The sequence below is a fragment of the Sulfitobacter marinus genome, from assembly GCF_900116285.1.
Taxonomy (GTDB): domain Bacteria; phylum Pseudomonadota; class Alphaproteobacteria; order Rhodobacterales; family Rhodobacteraceae; genus Sulfitobacter; species Sulfitobacter marinus.
On record NZ_FPAJ01000003.1, the window covers coordinates 444,004 to 460,935 of the forward strand.

General features: G+C 57.2%; 18 protein-coding genes. 12 read left to right on the forward strand and 6 right to left on the reverse strand.

Annotated elements, in window-relative coordinates; all coding sequences use genetic code 11:
- The first annotated feature begins 98 nt into the window (after positions 1-98).
- Entirely contained in the window at positions 99-704 is a 606-nt protein-coding gene (locus tag BM347_RS11020; RefSeq protein WP_093916512.1) for a LolA family protein, read from the forward strand.
- 39 nt (positions 705-743) lie between these two features.
- On the opposite strand, the gene BM347_RS11025 is transcribed toward BM347_RS11020, so the two are convergent.
- Together BM347_RS11025 and BM347_RS11030 are read right to left on the reverse strand one after the other, a co-directional pair.
- Complete coding sequence (locus tag BM347_RS11025) at positions 744-1,337, reverse strand: transglycosylase SLT domain-containing protein (protein ID WP_093916513.1); 594 nt, start codon at positions 1,335-1,337, stop codon at positions 744-746.
- Between the two features lie 73 nt (positions 1,338-1,410).
- Positions 1,411-2,292 (reverse strand): AEC family transporter, encoded by an 882-nt coding sequence (locus BM347_RS11030; RefSeq protein WP_093916514.1) that lies wholly within the window; start codon positions 2,290-2,292, stop codon positions 1,411-1,413.
- Between the two features lie 84 nt (positions 2,293-2,376).
- Between BM347_RS11030 and hspQ the strand changes: the two genes are divergently transcribed.
- Positions 2,377-2,703 carry a heat shock protein HspQ gene (hspQ, locus tag BM347_RS11035; RefSeq protein WP_093916515.1) on the forward strand — a complete coding sequence of 109 codons (327 nt, stop codon included), beginning with the start codon at positions 2,377-2,379 and terminating at the stop codon, positions 2,701-2,703.
- A 34-nt stretch (positions 2,704-2,737) separates the two neighbouring features.
- Here hspQ and ggt read toward each other — a convergent pair whose 3' ends face one another.
- From ggt to BM347_RS11050, 3 genes are all read right to left on the reverse strand, one after another.
- Positions 2,738-4,315 carry a gamma-glutamyltransferase gene (gene ggt / locus BM347_RS11040; protein ID WP_093916516.1) on the reverse strand — a complete coding sequence of 526 codons (1,578 nt, stop codon included), beginning with the start codon at positions 4,313-4,315 and terminating at the stop codon, positions 2,738-2,740.
- A gap of 256 nt (positions 4,316-4,571) precedes the next feature.
- Positions 4,572-5,081, reverse strand: coding sequence for an ATP-binding protein (locus BM347_RS11045; protein ID WP_093916517.1), 510 nt, complete (start codon positions 5,079-5,081; stop codon positions 4,572-4,574).
- Between the two features lie 2 nt (positions 5,082-5,083).
- Positions 5,084-5,419, reverse strand: coding sequence for an STAS domain-containing protein (locus BM347_RS11050; RefSeq protein WP_093916518.1), 336 nt, complete (start codon positions 5,417-5,419; stop codon positions 5,084-5,086).
- A gap of 88 nt (positions 5,420-5,507) precedes the next feature.
- On the opposite strand from BM347_RS11050, the gene BM347_RS11055 reads away from it, so the two are divergent.
- The 9 genes from BM347_RS11055 (at position 5,508) to rarD (ending at position 15,689) form a co-directional block, all read left to right on the forward strand.
- Positions 5,508-6,680 (forward strand): thiolase family protein, encoded by a 1,173-nt coding sequence (locus tag BM347_RS11055; protein ID WP_093916519.1) that lies wholly within the window; start codon positions 5,508-5,510, stop codon positions 6,678-6,680.
- A 78-nt stretch (positions 6,681-6,758) separates the two neighbouring features.
- Complete coding sequence (locus BM347_RS11060) at positions 6,759-7,217, forward strand: GAF domain-containing protein (protein WP_093916520.1); 459 nt, start codon at positions 6,759-6,761, stop codon at positions 7,215-7,217.
- Positions 7,218-7,284: 67 nt separating this feature from the next.
- A complete protein-coding gene (locus BM347_RS11065) occupies positions 7,285-7,857 on the forward strand; it encodes a helix-turn-helix domain-containing protein (RefSeq protein ID WP_093916521.1) in 573 nt (190 codons plus the stop codon).
- Positions 7,857-8,480 (forward strand): LysE family translocator, encoded by a 624-nt coding sequence (locus tag BM347_RS11070; protein ID WP_093916522.1) that lies wholly within the window; start codon positions 7,857-7,859, stop codon positions 8,478-8,480. The genes BM347_RS11065 and BM347_RS11070 overlap by 1 nt, the downstream gene beginning before the upstream one ends.
- Positions 8,481-8,482: 2 nt before the next feature.
- Positions 8,483-8,866: a GFA family protein gene (locus BM347_RS11075; RefSeq protein ID WP_093916629.1), complete on the forward strand. Its 384-nt coding sequence runs from the start codon at positions 8,483-8,485 to the stop codon at positions 8,864-8,866.
- Positions 8,859-11,306, forward strand: a complete 2,448-nt coding sequence (locus BM347_RS11080) for a GcvT family protein (RefSeq protein ID WP_093916523.1) — start codon at positions 8,859-8,861, stop codon at positions 11,304-11,306. The genes BM347_RS11075 and BM347_RS11080 overlap by 8 nt, the downstream gene beginning before the upstream one ends.
- Before the next feature lie 63 nt (positions 11,307-11,369).
- Entirely contained in the window at positions 11,370-12,260 is an 891-nt protein-coding gene (locus BM347_RS11085; RefSeq protein ID WP_093916524.1) for a homocysteine S-methyltransferase family protein, read from the forward strand.
- A 12-nt stretch (positions 12,261-12,272) separates the two neighbouring features.
- Positions 12,273-14,717, forward strand: coding sequence for a GcvT family protein (locus BM347_RS11090; RefSeq protein ID WP_093916525.1), 2,445 nt, complete (start codon positions 12,273-12,275; stop codon positions 14,715-14,717).
- A 51-nt stretch (positions 14,718-14,768) separates the two neighbouring features.
- The gene (rarD, locus tag BM347_RS11095) at positions 14,769-15,689 is read left to right on the forward strand and encodes an EamA family transporter RarD (protein WP_093916526.1); all 921 of its coding nucleotides are present in this window, start codon (positions 14,769-14,771) and stop codon (positions 15,687-15,689) included.
- 27 nt (positions 15,690-15,716) lie between these two features.
- Here the strand turns inward: rarD and BM347_RS11100 are convergent, their stop codons facing one another.
- Complete coding sequence (locus tag BM347_RS11100; RefSeq protein ID WP_093916527.1) at positions 15,717-16,127, reverse strand: nuclear transport factor 2 family protein; 411 nt, start codon at positions 16,125-16,127, stop codon at positions 15,717-15,719.
- A gap of 58 nt (positions 16,128-16,185) precedes the next feature.
- On the opposite strand from BM347_RS11100, the gene BM347_RS11105 reads away from it, so the two are divergent.
- Positions 16,186-16,833, forward strand: coding sequence for a pseudouridine synthase (locus BM347_RS11105; RefSeq protein ID WP_093916528.1), 648 nt, complete (start codon positions 16,186-16,188; stop codon positions 16,831-16,833).
- The last annotated feature ends 99 nt before the right edge of the window (positions 16,834-16,932 follow it).

The following is a 16,932-nucleotide window of genomic DNA, read 5'->3' on the forward strand; positions in this document are numbered from 1 at the left end:
GGGGTGTTAGGCGATATCATGCCGCGTGATATCGCATATCATCGTCTGAAACCCTATGTCTGGGGTCGAGGCACCTGAATAACAATAGGAATACTTAGATGCGTTTTGTTACCACCACTGTTCTGGCGTTCGGCCTTGGTCTGGCGGCAGCATTGCCCGCCGCTGCAGACAAGCTGCCTTTGAACGCGATTTCCAGCTATCTCAACGCGATGAAAACCGCGCAGGGCGACTTCACCCAGATCAATGATGACGGATCGATCAGCACGGGCACGATTTATATCAAACGTCCCGGCAAGGCGCGTTTCGAATATAATGCGCCCGATACAGGGATCGTGATCGCGGGCAGCAACACCGTTGTGATCTACGATAAAAAGTCGAACCAACCGGCGGAAACATACCCGCTGTCTAAGACACCGCTGTCGATCATTCTGGCCGAAAACGTGAACTTGGGGCAGGCCCGAATGGTCACCGGCCATAGCTATGATGGCACATCGACCACCGTGCGCGCCCAAGATCCTGAACACCCTGAATACGGAAATATTGAACTGAAGTTCACAGCAAACCCGGTCGAGTTGCGTCAATGGGTGATCAATAACGGGAATGGCAGCCAGACAACTGTTGTCCTCGGCGAGCTGGAGACCGGCGGCGTTTTGGCGAACAGTATCTTTGATGTCAGCGGCAAGGCCCCCGCCGTAAACCGCTAATGAATAAGGCCCGAGGGATATTCCCTCGGGCCGTGTCTTTTACCAGCGGCTGAGGCGGCAGCCCGCGATCTGATTTTGATACATATCGGCCCGCATTTGCACCTTGCGCGCAACGTCGATCAACCATGGCTTTGACGTATAAGAGCGGCGCGCGTAGCCGGTATTGCCCTCGTGATAGGCAAGGTACTGGTTTTGGGCGTCATAAAGAGGGATGCCGTTCTTGGTTTGGCTTTTGGTCATGTACCAGCCGACAAAATCAGACGCATCGTCGATCCGGTCACGCTTGGCAAAGCGCCGTCCGGATTCCCTTAGATATTCGTCCCACGTGGCATCCAGCGCTTGACTATACCCATATGCGCTGGATTGGCGGCCCATGGGGATGACGCCGATCACATAGCGGTACGGTGTGCGCGCGTCGGCGATGAATTTGCTTTCTTGGTGGATGGTGGCCATCTGCACATGTATCGGAACGCCCCAACGGCGTTCAGTTTTTCTGAAAGCTTTGTAGTATTTTGGGCGCTCCTTAAGAATCGCACAGGCGTTATCCAACTGTCTTGGGGCATGAGAGGGGCCACCTCCACCACAAGACGCTAAAAACACAGCGATTATTAGGGCGCAAAAGGTTCTGCTCATTTGCCTCTCGCTTTTTGTCGTTTTATTATTGTGGCCAGTTTACCAGATTTCCGCTGATGCGCCCACCGAAAATTTATACCAAAAACGCCAGAAGAATTGGCAAAGCGGCGACCGACATCAAAGTCGACACGACCACCAGCCCGGCCACCGATTGTGCGTCGGCCCCATATTTTTCGGCCAGCAAGTATGAGGTGACGGCGACGGGGGTGGCGACTTGTAACACCAGAACACCCAAGGCTGTCCGGTCGAGCGCAAAATAGGCCCCAGCCGCCCACGCAATGGCAACGCAAATTACCAGCTTGATTGCTGAGAGGATGACAGCACGGCCAACGCCGCCGGGGGTCAAGCGTGCCACGGCTACGCCAAGGGTGATCAGCATCATCGGAATCGCCATTTGCCCCAAAAGGCTGAGCGTGTTTGTCAAAAACTTGGGTGTTTGCCAGCCTTGGACGAGAAACAGCGCGCCCAGCAGGGTGCCCCAGACCAGCGGTTCGCGCATGACCTTGCCAAACGACCCCGCGCCGGCGACCAGCCAGATGCCAAAGGTAAACGACCATATCGCCATGACCGCGAACACAACCACCGCATAGCTTAGTCCCGCGTCGCCAAAGGCAAACAGCGCCAAAGGTAGGCCCAGATTGCCGGTATTGCCAAAAATCAGCGGTGCCAGATAGGTTCGGCGGTTCAGACCCATTCCCCAAACAACTGCCGCCGCCGCTAATGTGACACCGCCGTATGCCACCACTGTCGCCAAGGACAAAGCCGTCAGCGCGGCGGGGGCGATCTGTGTGTTCATCAAGGACACGAAAATCAGGCAGGGCACCGATAGGGTCATCGCCAGTTGGGTGACAAACTGGATGCGGTATTCAAATCCAAGCTTCACCCACGCAAATCCAACCCCTGCAAGCAGGAATACCGGGGCGACGATCTCAAGCACTGTCAGTGTCAGGTTCACACAGAGTTTCCTTATCTTTGGGTTCTGGGATTGGACAAATGCCCCTTGAAGGGACTAGTAACGAAAGGTAGGTGCATCATTGTTATGATTAGAACACGCGCAAAATATCATCTGGGCCAGATCGTTTGCCACAAAAAACACCCGTTCCGCGGTGTTATTTTTGATGTCGATCCTGAATTTGCCAACACCGATGAATGGTACGAAGCGATTCCAGAGGACAGCCGCCCGCTGAAAGATCAGCCGTATTACCACCTGTTGGCCGAAAATGACCAAAGCTATTACGTGGCTTATGTATCTGAACAGAACCTTGTGGCGGATTATTCTGGCGAACCAGTTGAACATCCCGACATCTCCGATTTGTTCGGCCCGCTGACCGATGGCGCATACCCCCTGCATTTCCAGCTGAACTAAGCCGGAAGGCGCAATTTAAAGCCCCCCGATTTTCTTAGTACCCCAAGGCGCAGCCGTCTTTGCGCGGGTCACTTGCACCTTCCAAAACGCCATCTCTGCGTAGCTTGATTGCTTGCGCCCCGCCAATTGCAGTTCGCGGTATTTCGACCTTATGGCCCATCTCCGACAGCTTAGCGCGCACGCCGTCGCTGTATCCGCGCTCGACGTTCAGCACGCCTTTATCGGTAAAGGCGCGGGGTGCATCGATGGCCGTTTGGGGGTCCATGCCAAAGTCGATCAGATTTGAAACCAGACGCGCGTGGCCATTGGGCTGATAGGCCCCGCCCATCACGCCGAAGGGCATCATTACTTTGCCATTCTGGCGGATCATCCCGGGTATGATCGTGTGCATCGGGCGCTTGCCACCTTGCAACTCGTTCACGTGACCTTCCTCAAGGGTAAAGCCCGCGCCGCGGTTTTGCAGCAGGATGCCGAATTTGTCAGACGCGATGCCGGAGCCAAAGCCGTGGAAGATCGAATAGATCAGTGAAACCGCCATGCCGTCCTTGTCGACCACTGTGATATAAATCGTGTCCTTGTGAACCGCTTCGGACAGCGGGGCAGGGGTGCCCATTGCCTTGGTCGGGTCGATCAGCGCGGCCAGCTTTTGCGCCGTTGCGGGGTCAAGCATATGCTCAAGGCGCGCGGTGTGATCGGGATCAGCAAGGAACCGGTTGCGCGAATCATAGGCCAGCTTGGCGGCTTCTGCCTCGATGTGGACACGTTCTGCCCCCAGCGGATCCATCGACGCGATGTCGAAATGGCTCAGCATGTTCATCATCAAAAGCGCGGTTGCCCCTTGGCCATTTGGCGCGTGTTCCAACACTTCAAGGTCTTTGTATGTCGCTGCGATAGGGTCGCCGTAGGTGCAGGCAGTGTTGGCAAAATCTTCGATTGTGTGAAGACCGCCAAGCTTGCCAAGCGCTGCCACCATGTCCTCTGCGATCTCGCCGGTATAGAATGCGTCGCGGCCCTGCTTGGCGACGCGGCGCAACACTTCGGCCTGACCGGGTGCGCGGAAGGTTTCACCTGATTGCGGAGCGCGGCCATTCATCAGGTAAACGTCGCGCGCCTTGCCTTGCAATGTGCCTGCGTCATTGGCCCAATCGAACGCTACGCGCGCGGCCACGGGCACACCAGTTTCCGCATAGTGGATTGCAGGTGCCAGCAGCGTATCCAGGCCCAGCTTGCCCACGTCGTTCGAAAGCGTGCAAAACGTATCCATCGCGCCGGGGATTGATACAGCATGGGGGCTGGTCAACGGCACTGCGGTTTCGCCTGCGTCGCGCAGGACCGCTGCGTTCAACGCCTGTGGTGCGCGGCCCGAACCGTTCAATGCATGCACTTCGTCGCTGCCCGCAGGGGAATAAAGCACAAAACAATCACCGCCGATCCCCGTCATTTGCGGTTCGCAAATCCCCAACAAAACAGCACCGGCAATGGCGGCGTCCATGGCATTGCCGCCTTGCTCCAGAATATTGATCGCGGTTTTGGCGGCCAGGGGGTGGGACGTGGCACACATGCCATTTGTCGCCAGAACGGGGGACCGTCCGGGAAGTTGAAAGTCGCGCATGATCAAACTGTTCCTGTTGCGATTGTTCTTTTCACGGAACCTAGCGCGCAGCACGGCAGAAAACCAATTTTTTCTGGGGGGTAAGTCCTCAGCATCGCGTACTGGGTGGGGGCTGTAAAAACACGATGCTGAGGGAAGCTTTGTTGCAGCTACGCGCTACGGTATGATGTCAAAGCTGGGCGGAACTGTGATGACGCTGCGGCACTTTTGAGGTGAAATCGTGAAATGCGGCCGCCATTTGTGGCGGGGCCGGATATTATTGCGATGGTTTATTTGGCACGCTGGCGGGCGGCGTGGCCACATCAATCACAATGGTCAAGACATTGTGCTGCTTGACCCTGACATAGGAAATATCCTGAGCTAAATGGTGGATCAACCCCCAGCCAAAGCCCCCTTCGGGCAGTGATTGTGCATGCGCAGCTGTTCCAACTTGCCCCCGACCGGGCGCCACATTGTTGGCAAACGGGGTGCCCACATCCCTAAAGACAAGCGAGATTAGATCGCCATCTTTGGTGCAAGAAACGTGAATAGGCGAATTTCCCGTTTGGCCTGCCAAAGCATGCTCAACAATATTGTTGAACGTCTCAGCCATCACCAGTTCGATGTCATCCAGCTTTTGCGCGGTTTTGCAGATCGGGTAAAGCTGTGCGCGGCATGCCTTCAGGGCATCCCTGACGTCCTGCATTGTGCCAACAAGGGACAGGTCAAACACGACTTCAGGCGCGCCGCCCTGTTTCACTTTGTCCCGCTTGTTCTGCGTGGCCATTGTTACAGTTGATCGTGCAGAGCGTGGCTTAGGGTCGGGTAAAGCGAAAACACACTATCCATGCGTGTCAAACGAAAGACACGGTCCACGGGTGCAGTCAGACCCGCAAGCACAAGGGTGCGTTCGGGTGCCAGATACTTCATCGTGGCGACGATCGCACCCAAGCCGCTAGAATCAATAAAGACCACGGCGCTGAGGTCCAGGATGACCGTTTCGGGCGCGGTTTCTGTGATCTGCCGTACGTTTTCCTTAAACTCCAAGGCGACAGCCGCATCGATGCGATCATCAAGGACTGTTACGACTTGCACTAGCTCTTCTGTTGTGGCTGAAAGTCTCATATTCTGGTCCCAAAGATAATGCAGTATCGCAATGGGATAAGGCAGATGTCTTACGATTCGGTTTTTAGTCCTCTGGGGGGAGTTCAAAATGCAAAAAGTTGTCATTGTAGGTGCGTCGCGCACGCCAATGGGCGGGTTTCAGGGTGTGTTCGCGGATATGACCGCGGCAGATCTTGGCGGCCACGCCATAAAGGCGGCATTAGACGGTGCCGGTGCCAAAACCGTGGACGAGGTTTTGATGGGCTGCGTATTGCCTGCCGGTCAAGGTCAGGCACCTGCGCGTCAGGCCGGTTTCAAGGCGGGCCTTGGTGAAGAGGTCCCTGCAACGACCCTGAACAAGATGTGCGGCTCTGGGATGAAAGCGGCGATGATTGCTTTTGATCAGATTGCATTGGGTCAAACGAATGTGGTGGTCGCAGGGGGCATGGAGAGCATGACAAACGCGCCCTACGTCTTGCCCAAGATGCGTGGCGGGGCCCGTTTGGGGCATGCTCAGGTCGTGGACCATATGTTCCTCGACGGCCTCGAAGACGCCTATGACAAAGGCCGCCTTATGGGTACTTTCGCAGAAGACTGCGCCGAGACCTTCCAATTCACCCGTGCCATTCAAGACGACTACGCCCTCGCGTCCCTGTCGCGCGCGCTGGACGCGCAGTCCTCTGGCGCGTTCGACGGCGAGATCGCACAGATGGAACTGACCACCCGCAAGAGCAGCTCGACGGTCACCACAGACGAACAGCCAGCAAATGCACGGCCCGAAAAGATACCGAACCTCAAACCAGCGTTTCGCGATGGCGGCACAGTCACGGCGGCCAACTCTTCGTCGATCTCCGATGGTGCGGCTGCTCTGGTGCTGGCCTCCGAACAAGCCGCCGCTGACCAAGGTTTGACCGTGCGCGCCCATATCATGGGCCACGCCAGCCACGCCCAGGCCCCCGGTCTTTTCACCACGGCCCCTGTGCCTGCCGCCCAAAAACTGCTCGACCGGCTGGGCTGGCAAAAAGAGGACGTCGACCTGTGGGAGGTCAACGAAGCCTTTGCCGTTGTTCCGCTTGCCTTCATGCACGAGATGGGGCTGTCCCATGATATCGTGAACGTGAACGGTGGGGCCTGCGCTTTGGGCCACCCCATCGGCGCGTCGGGTGCCCGCATTATGGTCACGCTTCTGAATGCGTTGGAAAAACGCGGCTTGAAACGCGGAATCGCCGCGATTTGTATCGGGGGCGGCGAAGGTACCGCCATCGCGATCGAACGTCCCTAAATTCCAAATGGATCAAAATCCTCGGGGGGATTGGGGGGCAGACAGCCCCCCTTCAACCGTTGTTTCAAAAGGTGTCACATGACAATCGACTACGCTACCCTCGCCGAAACGCTGCAATCGCTGACCCATGGCGAAACCGATGCGGTTGCCCTGATGGCCACCGTCGCCTGCGAGGTTCACCACGCCGATGATCGGTTCGATTGGACAGGGTTTTACCGGGTGACGGAACCTGAGTTGATGAAAATCGGGCCGTATCAGGGTGGGCATGGCTGTTTGGTTATTCCGTTTTCACGGGGTGTCTGCGGTGCGGCGGCACGCACGGGGGAAACCCAGTTGGTCGCCGACGTGGATGCCTTTCCGGGGCATATCGCCTGTGCAAGCTCCACCCGTTCCGAACTGGTGTTGCCGGTTTGGAATGGTGCGGGTGATTTGATCGGGGTGTTTGATATCGACAGCAACCAACCGGATGCCTTTACCCAAGAAGATGCGGATCAGTTTCAAATTATCTTGAAAAACTGCTTTGCAGCCGTGAAATAGTTCTGGATTTTTTCACAAACCTGATGCAGCGTGAAAAAATCAGCGACAATTTCACGGATGCAACCCAGTGCAACATGCGCCTCTCTCTAACCCTCAAACGCTCGGTGCCGATCTACGTGCCTTGCGCAAGGCGCGCGGGCTGACCCTGCACGATCTTGCAGAGGTGCTGAACCGGTCTGTCGGCTGGATGAGCCAGGTTGAGCGCGACCTGTCCGAGCCTTCGATCACCGACCTTCGTCATATTGCACAGGCGTTGGGGGTATCCGTCTCAATTCTGTTTCGCCACGCGGCGGCCCCGGCACATGAGGCCGGGTTCATCGTGCGCAAAGGCGCGCGCAGACCCATCGGGTCCTCTGTGGCAGGTCTGGTCGAAGAATTGCTGTCTCCGGACCTGACCGATGACTTTGAAATGGTCCATTCGACGTTTCAGCCCTTTAGCCGGATCAAAGATCTGGTCACACGCCCCACCCAAGAAGTCGGATACCTGATCTCTGGCAGTCTTGAGTTCGAGATTGACGGCACGACCCATACCCTAAACCCCGGCGACAGTTTCCGAGTTCGGGGAGAGCCGTTTCGCTGGGCCAACCCAAACCCTGACCCCGCGATAGCGATCTGGGTCATTGCCCCACCGGTGTATTAATGAGCTTTGAAGCATGGATCATATTTGCGCTGTTTTGGGTGGTCTTCGTGACCACCCCGGGGCCGAATGCGGTCAATTGCATTAACAATGGTATGAATTTGGGGTTTAGCCGCGCGATGATCGGCGTGCTGGGCATTCTGACCCAAGCCAGTCTGTTTCTGGTTCTGTCGGCCTTTGGCATCACGGCCCTGATCGCCACCTTTGAAACCGCTTTCATAATTGCGAAATTCATTGGCGCTGGGTTTCTGATCTATCTAGGCGTACGCGGATGGATAAACGCGAATAGGCCGGTCACGGTGGCAGACCGCCCGACGCGGTCCATCTATTTGCGCGCCTTTGCCATTGCCACAATCAACCCCAAGTCCGTGGCCGGGTATCTGGCCGCGTTCAGCCAATTTGTTCAACCGGATGTGCCAATCTGGGAACAGATGGTGGTGATTGTGCCAACGGCTCTTACGCTTACCGCGCTGAGCTATACCGGCTTTACCGCCCTTGGTGCGGGGCTGGGTCGTGCTGCGATGGGGGCCGTGTTCAATGTCTGGGTGCGGCGTGTCATGGCCGCGAGCTTTGTCATTTACGGCGTCTTGTTTGGGGCCGCCTCAGCACCTGCGGGAAGGGGATGAACATGTTAAAAGGAAGCTGCCTGTGCGGGGCAATCACTTTCGAAGCGGACGCAGCCGCGCGCGATCCTGCTGCATGTCATTGCAGCCAATGCCGCAAACAATCCGGCCATCATTGGGCATCTGTGCAGGTGATGGATGAGGGATTGAAAGTAACAGGTGTGCCAAAATGGTACACATCATCCCCCGGCGCGCGGCGCGGGTTCTGCCCGACATGCGGCAGCTTCCTGTTTTGGAAATCGGATAAGGACCCCGACACTGGTGTCTCGCTTGGTGCGATTGATGGTTCTACTGGCATGCACCTGACCCGGAACATCTTTGTCGCGGATAAGGGGGATTACTACGACATCCCGCGTGAAACCAATCAAGAGGAGAAGACAGATGGCTGAGTTTCCCACCACAGCACGGGTTGTCATTATTGGCGGCGGCGTTGTCGGCGTTTCGTCGCTCTATCATCTGGCCAAGCTGGGCTGGACAGATTGCGTTTTGCTGGAGAAGAACGAATTGACCGCTGGGTCGACGTGGCACGCGGCGGGCAATTGCCCCAGTTTCAGCACTTCATGGGCGGTAATGAACATGCAGCGCTATTCGCTGGAGCTGTACAAAGACTTGGCGGAAGAAGTTGATTATCCGATGAACTACCACGTCACGGGTTCGGTCCGGCTGGCCCATGGTAAAAACCGGATGATGGAGTTTGAGCGCGCCTGTTCGATGGGCAATTATCAGGGTCTAAACCTAGAGATGATGGACCTTGCCACCATCAAGGAACGATATCCCTTTATCGAAACCCACGATCTGGCTGGCGGGTTATACGACCCCGATGATGGCGATATCGATCCGGCGCAACTGACCCAAGCCTTGGCCAAGGGTGCCCGCGATATGGGCGCGCGGATCGAACGGTTCTGCCCCGCGACGGGCGTCAGTCGCGAAAACGGTGAATGGATCGTGCACACGGCGAAGGGGGATATCCGCTGCGAAAAGGTGGTGAACGCCGCGGGGTATTACGCGCAGCGCGTTGGTGAATGGTTCAAACCATATGGCGGGCGTACGGTCCCCATGGCGACGATGAGCCACCAGTATTTCCTGACCGATGACATACCCGAGCTTAAGGAATGGAGCCAAGCGCACGGCCATAAGGTGCCGCTGTTGCGCGACGTGGATAGTTCTTACTATCTGCGGCAGGACAAATACGGCCTGAACCTCGGCCCTTACGAGCGGAACTGCAAAGGCCATTGGATGCAGCCTGATGATCCGATGCCTGATGATTTCTCATTCCAACTCTACCCCGACGATATGGAGCGGCTGGAATGGTATATTGAAGACGCGATGGCCCGCGTGCCGATGTTGGGAACTGCTGGCGTGTCGCGTGTGATCAATGGGCCGATCCCTTATGCGCCGGATGGCTTGCCCCTGATTGGGCCTATGCCCGGCGTACCCAATGCGTTCGAGGCTTGCGTGTTCACCTTTGGCATCACCCAAGGTGGTGGCGCGGGCAAGGTGTTGGCCGAATGGATCACCCAAGGGCAGACCGAATGGGATATGTGGGCGACCGATCCGCGCCGTTATACCGATTACACCGATCAGGATTACGCGAACCAAAAAGCGATGGAGGTCTATGGTCACGAATATGCGATGCATTTCCCGCACCACACATGGCCCGCGGGCCGCGACAAGAAACTGTCGCCGGTGCATGACAGGATCATCGCCCTCGGCGGGCAAATGGGTCCCTATAACGGGTGGGAGCGCGCCAATTGGTTCGCCCAGCCCGGCGATGACGTATCCGAAGAGGCGACGCAGACTTGGGACCGCAACGGGCCATGGGTGCCGCGCATTCGCGAGGAATGCGAGGCGGTGCGCGACCATGTCGGGGTGTTAGACCTGCCGGGGTTCTCGCGCTTCAGCTTATCAGGGGTTGGGGCCGCTGAATGGCTGCGGGGGCGTATCACCGGGGGTCTGCCCAAGGTAGGGCGGATGAACCTTGCGTATTTTGCCGATGATCGTGGCCGCGTCTTGACCGAGATGTCCTGCCTGCGCCACGGCGATGATGACTTTACGCTGATCACAGCGGCGTCGGCACAGTGGCATGATTTCGACGTTCTGCGCCCGGCGAGGGATGCCGGTCTGACCTTGGCTGATCACACGCGGGATTATTCGACCTTGATTGTCACTGGCCCGCAATCGCGCAGTTTGTTTGAAGGATTGCAAGCGCAGGCCGATCTGTCTGCACCGTGGCTGTCCCATCAATCCGCTGAAGTCGCAGGGGCGCAGTGCACCTTGGTGCGGGTCAGCTTTGCAGGCGAATTGGGCTGGGAAATCCACGCCGCCAACGCTGATATACCCGCAATTTACGAAGCTGTGATTATTGCGGGGGCAAAGCCGTTTGGCATGTGGGCGCTGAATTCACTGCGGATGGAAAAAGGCTATCGCGCATGGAAGGGCGATTTGTCCACGGACTATACACTGCTTCAAGGCGGACTGGACCGGTTCGTGAAGCTGGACAAACCGCAAGACTTCCCGGGCAAAGCCGCTTTGCAAAATGAGCATCAGCAAGGCGTTTCAAAACGCTTTGTCACAATGGTGGTCGAGGCCGGTGATCAGGACGCGCCCTATATGTCGACGCTATGGCACAACGACGAGGTCGTGGGTGAAACCACATCAGGCGATTGGGGATACCGCGTGAATAAATCGATTGCCTTCGGGATGCTGCGGGCTGATTTGGCCGTGCCCGGAACAGAGGTTTACGTGGATATCTTCGGCACCAAGTGCCGTGCAGTTGTTCAGGCGGATCAACCGCTGTGGGATCCAGAAAACGAACGCCTCCGGGCGTAAACGTTTTTTTTCCAAGAAAACGGGCTGGAATTTTTGAAATATTCCGCGCCGTGAGGAGACGATATGACAGAAATCACCCTTCTTGATGGTGGCATGGGGCAGGAATTGGTGCACCGCGCTGCTGGCAAGGCAACGCCGCTGTGGGGCACGCAGGTCATGATCGACCACCCCGGTATGGTCGAGGCCGTGCACCGCGACTATTTCGCAGCGGGCGCAACCGTTGCGACCACCAACACCTACGCGATTTATCGTGATCGGCTGGAGGGCACCCCGTACGAGAGCCGCTTTGCCGAATTAAACGACGCAGCCATGGCCGAAGCAAAGGCCGCTGCCGCAGATTTCAAAGGTGCGCGCGTTGCTGGTGCGATTGGCCCGATCAAGGCCAGCTATCGCCCAGACCTGCACCCGGACTATGACGAGGCGGTCAAAATTTACCGTGAGAAAGCGCTGATGATGGCACCGATGTCGGACCTGATCTTGTGCGAAACGGTTGTGTCGGTGTCGCATGCACGCAGCATTCTGGATGCGTCGCTGGAAACAGGTCTGCCAGTTTGGGTGGCCCTGTCGGTCGATGATCAAGACGGCACGCGGCTGCGTTCGGGCGAACATTTGGCCGATGTGCTGCCGCATGTGGGCAAGGCCGCCGCACTGCTGATCAACTGTTCCGCGCCCGAAGCGATCAAGCCTGCTTTGGATATCCTGAAAACTTCCGGTCTGCCATTCGGTGCCTACGCCAACGGGTTCGAGAAGATCACCCTAGAATTCCTGGGTGACAAACCCACCGTAGATGCCCTGAGTGCCCGGCGCGATCTGATGCCGGAAGTTTATGCGGATCATGTCATGGGCTGGGTCGATCAAGGGGCTGCGATCGTTGGGGGCTGCTGCGAAGTCGGCCCTGCCCACATCAAAGAAATCGCCGAGCGGCTGCGCGCGGCGGGTCATACAATCGTCTAAGGAGATAATCTTATGGCACCTCCCTCACATGCGCGCGTTGTTATCATCGGGGGGGGAGTCATTGGATGCTCTGTCGCCTATCACCTGACCAAGCTTGGGTGGAAAGATGTGGTGCTGCTGGAACGTAAGCAGCTTACCTCGGGCACGACGTGGCATGCTGCGGGGCTGATTGCGCAGCTTAGGGCCAGCGCGAATATGACGCGCTTGGCCAATCACAGCCAAGAGCTGTACGGCGGTTTGGAAGCGGAGACCGGCGTCGCGACGGGGTTCAAGCGTTGCGGTTCGATTACCGTGGCGCTGACGGATGAACGGCGCGAGGAAATCTATCGCTCTGCCGCCATGGCGCGCGCTTTCGGTGTGGATGTCGAAGAAATCGGACCTGACGATGTCAAAGCCCGCTATCCGCATCTGAACACGGATGGCGTGACGGGCGGTGTGTATCTGGATAAGGACGGGCAGGGCGATCCGGGCAACATCGCGCTGGCGCTGGCCAAAGGCGCACGGCAACGCGGTGCCCAGATATTTGAGCGGGTCAAAGCGACCAAGGCGCTGCGCGACGGGCGGCGTGTGACGGGCGTGGAATACATAACCGATGACGGCACCCAGGGTCAGATCACCTGCGATCATGTAGTCAATTGCGCGGGCATGTGGGGCCACGAGGTTGGCCGCATGTTGGGCACCAGTATTCCGCTGCAAGCCTGCGAACACTTTTATATCGTGTCCGAGCCGATCAAAGGGCTAGAGCAACTACCGGTGCTGCGGGTGCCGGATGAATGCGCGTATTACAAATATGACGCGGGCAAGATTATGCTGGGCGCGTTTGAGCCTGTGTCGAAACCATGGGGGATGCAGGGCATTCCCGACAGTTTCGAATTCGACCAACTGCCTGAGGATTTTGATCACTTTGAACCGATCCTAGAGGCTGCGGTAGACCGTATGCCGATGCTGGCAGAAGCGGGGATCCATACGTTCTTTAATGGGCCGGAAAGTTTTACCCCCGACGATGCATATCATCTGGGGCTGGCTCCCGAGATGGACAATGTCTGGGTCGCCGCAGGGTTCAATTCAATCGGTATTCAATCCGCAGGTGGCGCGGGCATGGCGCTGGCGCAATGGATGGACGAGGGCGCAAAACCCTTTGATTTGGGTGATGTCGATATCGCGCGGATGCAACCGTTTCAGGGCAACAAAACCTATCTGGTGGAACGTGCAAAGGAAACGCTGGGCCTGCTATATGCCGACCACTACCCCTACCGGCAAAAGGTGACGGCGCGGGGGATCAGGCGCACGCCGTTTCATGCGCAACTGTTGGAGCACGGTGCCGTCATGGGTGAACTCGCGGGGTGGGAACGTGCCAATTGGTTTGCAAACCCCGGACAGACGCCCGCCTATGAATACAGCTGGAAACGCCAAAACTTCTTTGGCAACGTCGCAGATGAAGTGGCTGCCGTGCGCAGTAATGTCGGTCTCTACGACATGTCGTCCTTTGGCAAAATCCGTGTCGAAGGGCGCGATGCGACGGCGTTCCTGAACCATATCGGCGGCGGTCAATATGACGTGCCGGTGGGCAAGATCGTTTATACGCAATTCCTGAATGACCGCGCCGGGATCGAGGCGGATGTTACAATCACGCGTCTGTCGGCAACGGCCTATCTGGTGGTGACCCCAGCGGCGACGCGGCTGGCTGACGAGACGTGGATGCGTCGCCATCAGGGTGACTTTAATGTGGTGATCACGGATGTGACGGCGGGCGAGGCCGTGCTGGCCGTGATGGGCCCAAACGCGCGCAAGCTGATGCAGGCGGTCAGTCCGAATGATTTTACCAATGCGGTGAATCCTTTCGGTACTGCTCAAGAGATCGAGCTGGGGATGGGCACTGCGCGCGTCCACCGCGTGACCTATGTGGGGGAACTGGGCTGGGAGGTTTACGTCAGTGCCGACATGGCCGCCCATGCGTTCGAGACAGTGATGGCTGCGGGGCAGGATATCGGGGCAAAGCTGTGCGGGATGCATATGATGGACAGCGCGCGGATCGAAAAAGGGTTTCGCCATTTCGGCCATGACATCACCAGCGAGGATCACGTGCTGGAGGCCGGACTTGGCTTTGCGGTGAAAACCGACAAGCCTGCGTTCATCGGGCGCGATGCGGTCTTGCGCAAAAAGGAAAGCGGGCTGGAACAGCGATTGCTGCAGTTCAAACTGACCGACCCCGAACCGCTGCTGTATCATAACGAGCCGGTTTTGCGGGATGGCCAGATTGTCGGATATCTATCGTCGGGTGCCTATGGTCACCATCTGGGTGCTGCCGTCGGTCTGGGCTATGTGCCTTGTCCGGCTGAGACACCGGCGCAGGTGTTGGCATCAAGCTATGAGATCGACATTGCAGGAACACGGGTCAAGGCCGAGGTGTCGCTAAAACCGATGTATGATCCATCGTCGGAGCGCGTCAAAGTTTGAGGGTGGCGGTCTGGGGCCTTGGCGCGTAAGCAAGGCCCGTAGGAGACCAAAATGCGCAATCCAGATACGCTTTCCGCCGATCACAAACCGATGTCAGAAGACACACCCCAAGGGCTTGGCTTTGCCATGGGGGCCTATGTGTTGTGGGGGTTTTTGCCGCTGTATATGAAGGCGATTGCGCATATTCCTGCGGCTGAAATCGTGGTGCACAGGATCATCTGGTCTGTTCCTGTAGGGGCCTTGGTGTTGATTCTACTGGGCCGCACGCAAACACTGCGCGAGGCGTTCCGGTCGCCGCGCACTTTGTTAATGGCATGCGTCACGGCGGGTTTGATTTCTCTGAACTGGGGCATCTACATCTGGGCGGTCAATTCGGGGCACGCGCTGGATGCGTCGTTGGGCTATTACATCAACCCATTGTTCAGTATCTTGTTGGCGGCGGTATTGCTGGGCGAACGCCTTTCCAAATTGCAAATGGCCGCTATTGCATTAGCCACCGTTGCGGTCGCGATTTTGACAATCGAGTCAGGTAAATTCCCTTGGGTTGCGCTTAGTCTGACCCTGACTTTCGGGCTATATGCTTTGGCAAAGAAACGGCTGCCAATCGGCCCGAACCAAGGGTTCCTGCTTGAGGTGTTGATCCTGTTGATCCCTGCATTGATCTATATGGGCTATCTCAGCGCCACGGGGCAAACGCATTTCTTTCAAGGGACGCCATATGACACATGGATGTTGTTTGGCTGCGGTCTGGTCACGGCGGTGCCGTTGATCCTATATGCCAACGGGGCCAAGCGCTTGCGCCTGTCCACAATCGGCATCTTGCAATACATCGCGCCGACGATGATTTTCCTTTGCGCCGTGCTGGTGTTCGATGAACCCTTTGGCCGCGCGCGGATGATTGCCTTTCCAATGATCTGGGCGGCGCTGGTGATCTATTCGATCTCGTTGTTTCGCCAGATGCGGCGGGCCTAAGGGGGCAGATCACTGCCCCCCACGCGGTTATGACAACGCGTCTTTGAAGACGAGGAAACTGGGGTCTTTCATCACCCGTGCATTCATCGCATCGCGCAGCGCGCCGATGGATTTATGCGGGCGCATGGCGACCTCGAACTTCGCGATCAGACCATCGTCGCCCAGCGTGATCAGATCGACACCCACGGCATCCAAATCGCCAATCTTGCATTGAAACTCCAGTGCCCAATCGTTGCCTTCGCCCATGATGCGGCGGTATTTGAAATCGCTGAACACTTGCCCCACATGCCCAAGAACGGCGGCCACAGGCGCGCGGCCTGTCCATGTTTTATAATAGGTGGGCGGCATGAATGTGACATCCTCGGCCAGCAAGGGGGCGATTTTATCGGCCTCTCCCTTGGCGACCACGTCGATCATGTTGGTAATTGTAGGGTGCATTGCGGGTCCTTTGTGACAGGTGGGTTGAAAACCCACCCTACATCTGAGACGGACAGGTATGGAAACAGAATATAACCCGCCGCAAGATCCCTTGGTCATTTTGCACGAAGACGCCGAAGTGTTGTTGGTCGACAAACCCGCAGGGCTGTTGTCGGTCCCCGGCAAAGGGCCGCATCTGGCGGATTGTCTGATCACACGGGTGCAGGCGGTGTTTCCTGATGCTCTGCTGGTGCACCGGCTTGATCGTGACACGTCTGGTGTGATGATCTTTGCGCTAACTCCCTATGCGCAGCGGCATCTGGGGTTGCAGTTTGAAAAACGTATGACGCGAAAAACCTATGTTGCGCGGGTGTGGGGCGTGCCCGAGGAAAAGTCCGGCACGATTGATCTGCCGTTGATCGTAGATTGGCCGAACCGTCCCCGTCAAATGGTGTGCCATGACACCGGCAAATCCGCGCAAACCGATTGGCGGCTGTTGAAAAACGAAGGTGATACATCGCGCATTCGCCTGTCACCCAAGACAGGCCGCAGTCACCAGCTGCGTGTTCACATGCTTAGCATGGGGCACCCGATACTGGGCGATCCGTTCTATGCGACAGGGGATGCGTTGGATTTCCCGCGCTTGATGCTGCATTCGGAAGAGCTGCGGTTTAATCATCCGCAAGGCGGCCATTCGACCAAGATCAGATCAAAGGCACCGTTCTAGCCATATATCGTGATCAGATTTTGATCTAGTAGCGGGTTTTCGTACCCGGCATCGGGGCTGTTGAAACCGACCCCTACTTTTCAAACGACGGCCAATAGA

Coding starts and splice junctions, on each gene's coding strand:
- BM347_RS11020 (WP_093916512.1), top strand. CDS start 99: ATGCGTTTTGTTACCACCACTGTTCTGGCGTTCGGCCTTGGTCTGGCG.
- BM347_RS11025 (WP_093916513.1), bottom strand. CDS start 1,337: ATGAGCAGAACCTTTTGCGCCCTAATAATCGCTGTGTTTTTAGCGTCT.
- hspQ (WP_093916515.1), top strand. CDS start 2,377: ATGATTAGAACACGCGCAAAATATCATCTGGGCCAGATCGTTTGCCAC.
- ggt (WP_093916516.1), bottom strand. CDS start 4,315: ATGCGCGACTTTCAACTTCCCGGACGGTCCCCCGTTCTGGCGACAAAT.
- BM347_RS11045 (WP_093916517.1), bottom strand. CDS start 5,081: ATGGCCACGCAGAACAAGCGGGACAAAGTGAAACAGGGCGGCGCGCCT.
- BM347_RS11050 (WP_093916518.1), bottom strand. CDS start 5,419: ATGAGACTTTCAGCCACAACAGAAGAGCTAGTGCAAGTCGTAACAGTC.
- BM347_RS11055 (WP_093916519.1), top strand. CDS start 5,508: ATGCAAAAAGTTGTCATTGTAGGTGCGTCGCGCACGCCAATGGGCGGG.
- BM347_RS11060 (WP_093916520.1), top strand. CDS start 6,759: ATGACAATCGACTACGCTACCCTCGCCGAAACGCTGCAATCGCTGACC.
- BM347_RS11070 (WP_093916522.1), top strand. CDS start 7,857: ATGAGCTTTGAAGCATGGATCATATTTGCGCTGTTTTGGGTGGTCTTC.
- BM347_RS11075 (WP_093916629.1), top strand. CDS start 8,483: ATGTTAAAAGGAAGCTGCCTGTGCGGGGCAATCACTTTCGAAGCGGAC.
- BM347_RS11080 (WP_093916523.1), top strand. CDS start 8,859: ATGGCTGAGTTTCCCACCACAGCACGGGTTGTCATTATTGGCGGCGGC.
- BM347_RS11085 (WP_093916524.1), top strand. CDS start 11,370: ATGACAGAAATCACCCTTCTTGATGGTGGCATGGGGCAGGAATTGGTG.
- BM347_RS11090 (WP_093916525.1), top strand. CDS start 12,273: ATGGCACCTCCCTCACATGCGCGCGTTGTTATCATCGGGGGGGGAGTC.
- rarD (WP_093916526.1), top strand. CDS start 14,769: ATGCGCAATCCAGATACGCTTTCCGCCGATCACAAACCGATGTCAGAA.
- BM347_RS11100 (WP_093916527.1), bottom strand. CDS start 16,127: ATGCACCCTACAATTACCAACATGATCGACGTGGTCGCCAAGGGAGAG.
- BM347_RS11105 (WP_093916528.1), top strand. CDS start 16,186: ATGGAAACAGAATATAACCCGCCGCAAGATCCCTTGGTCATTTTGCAC.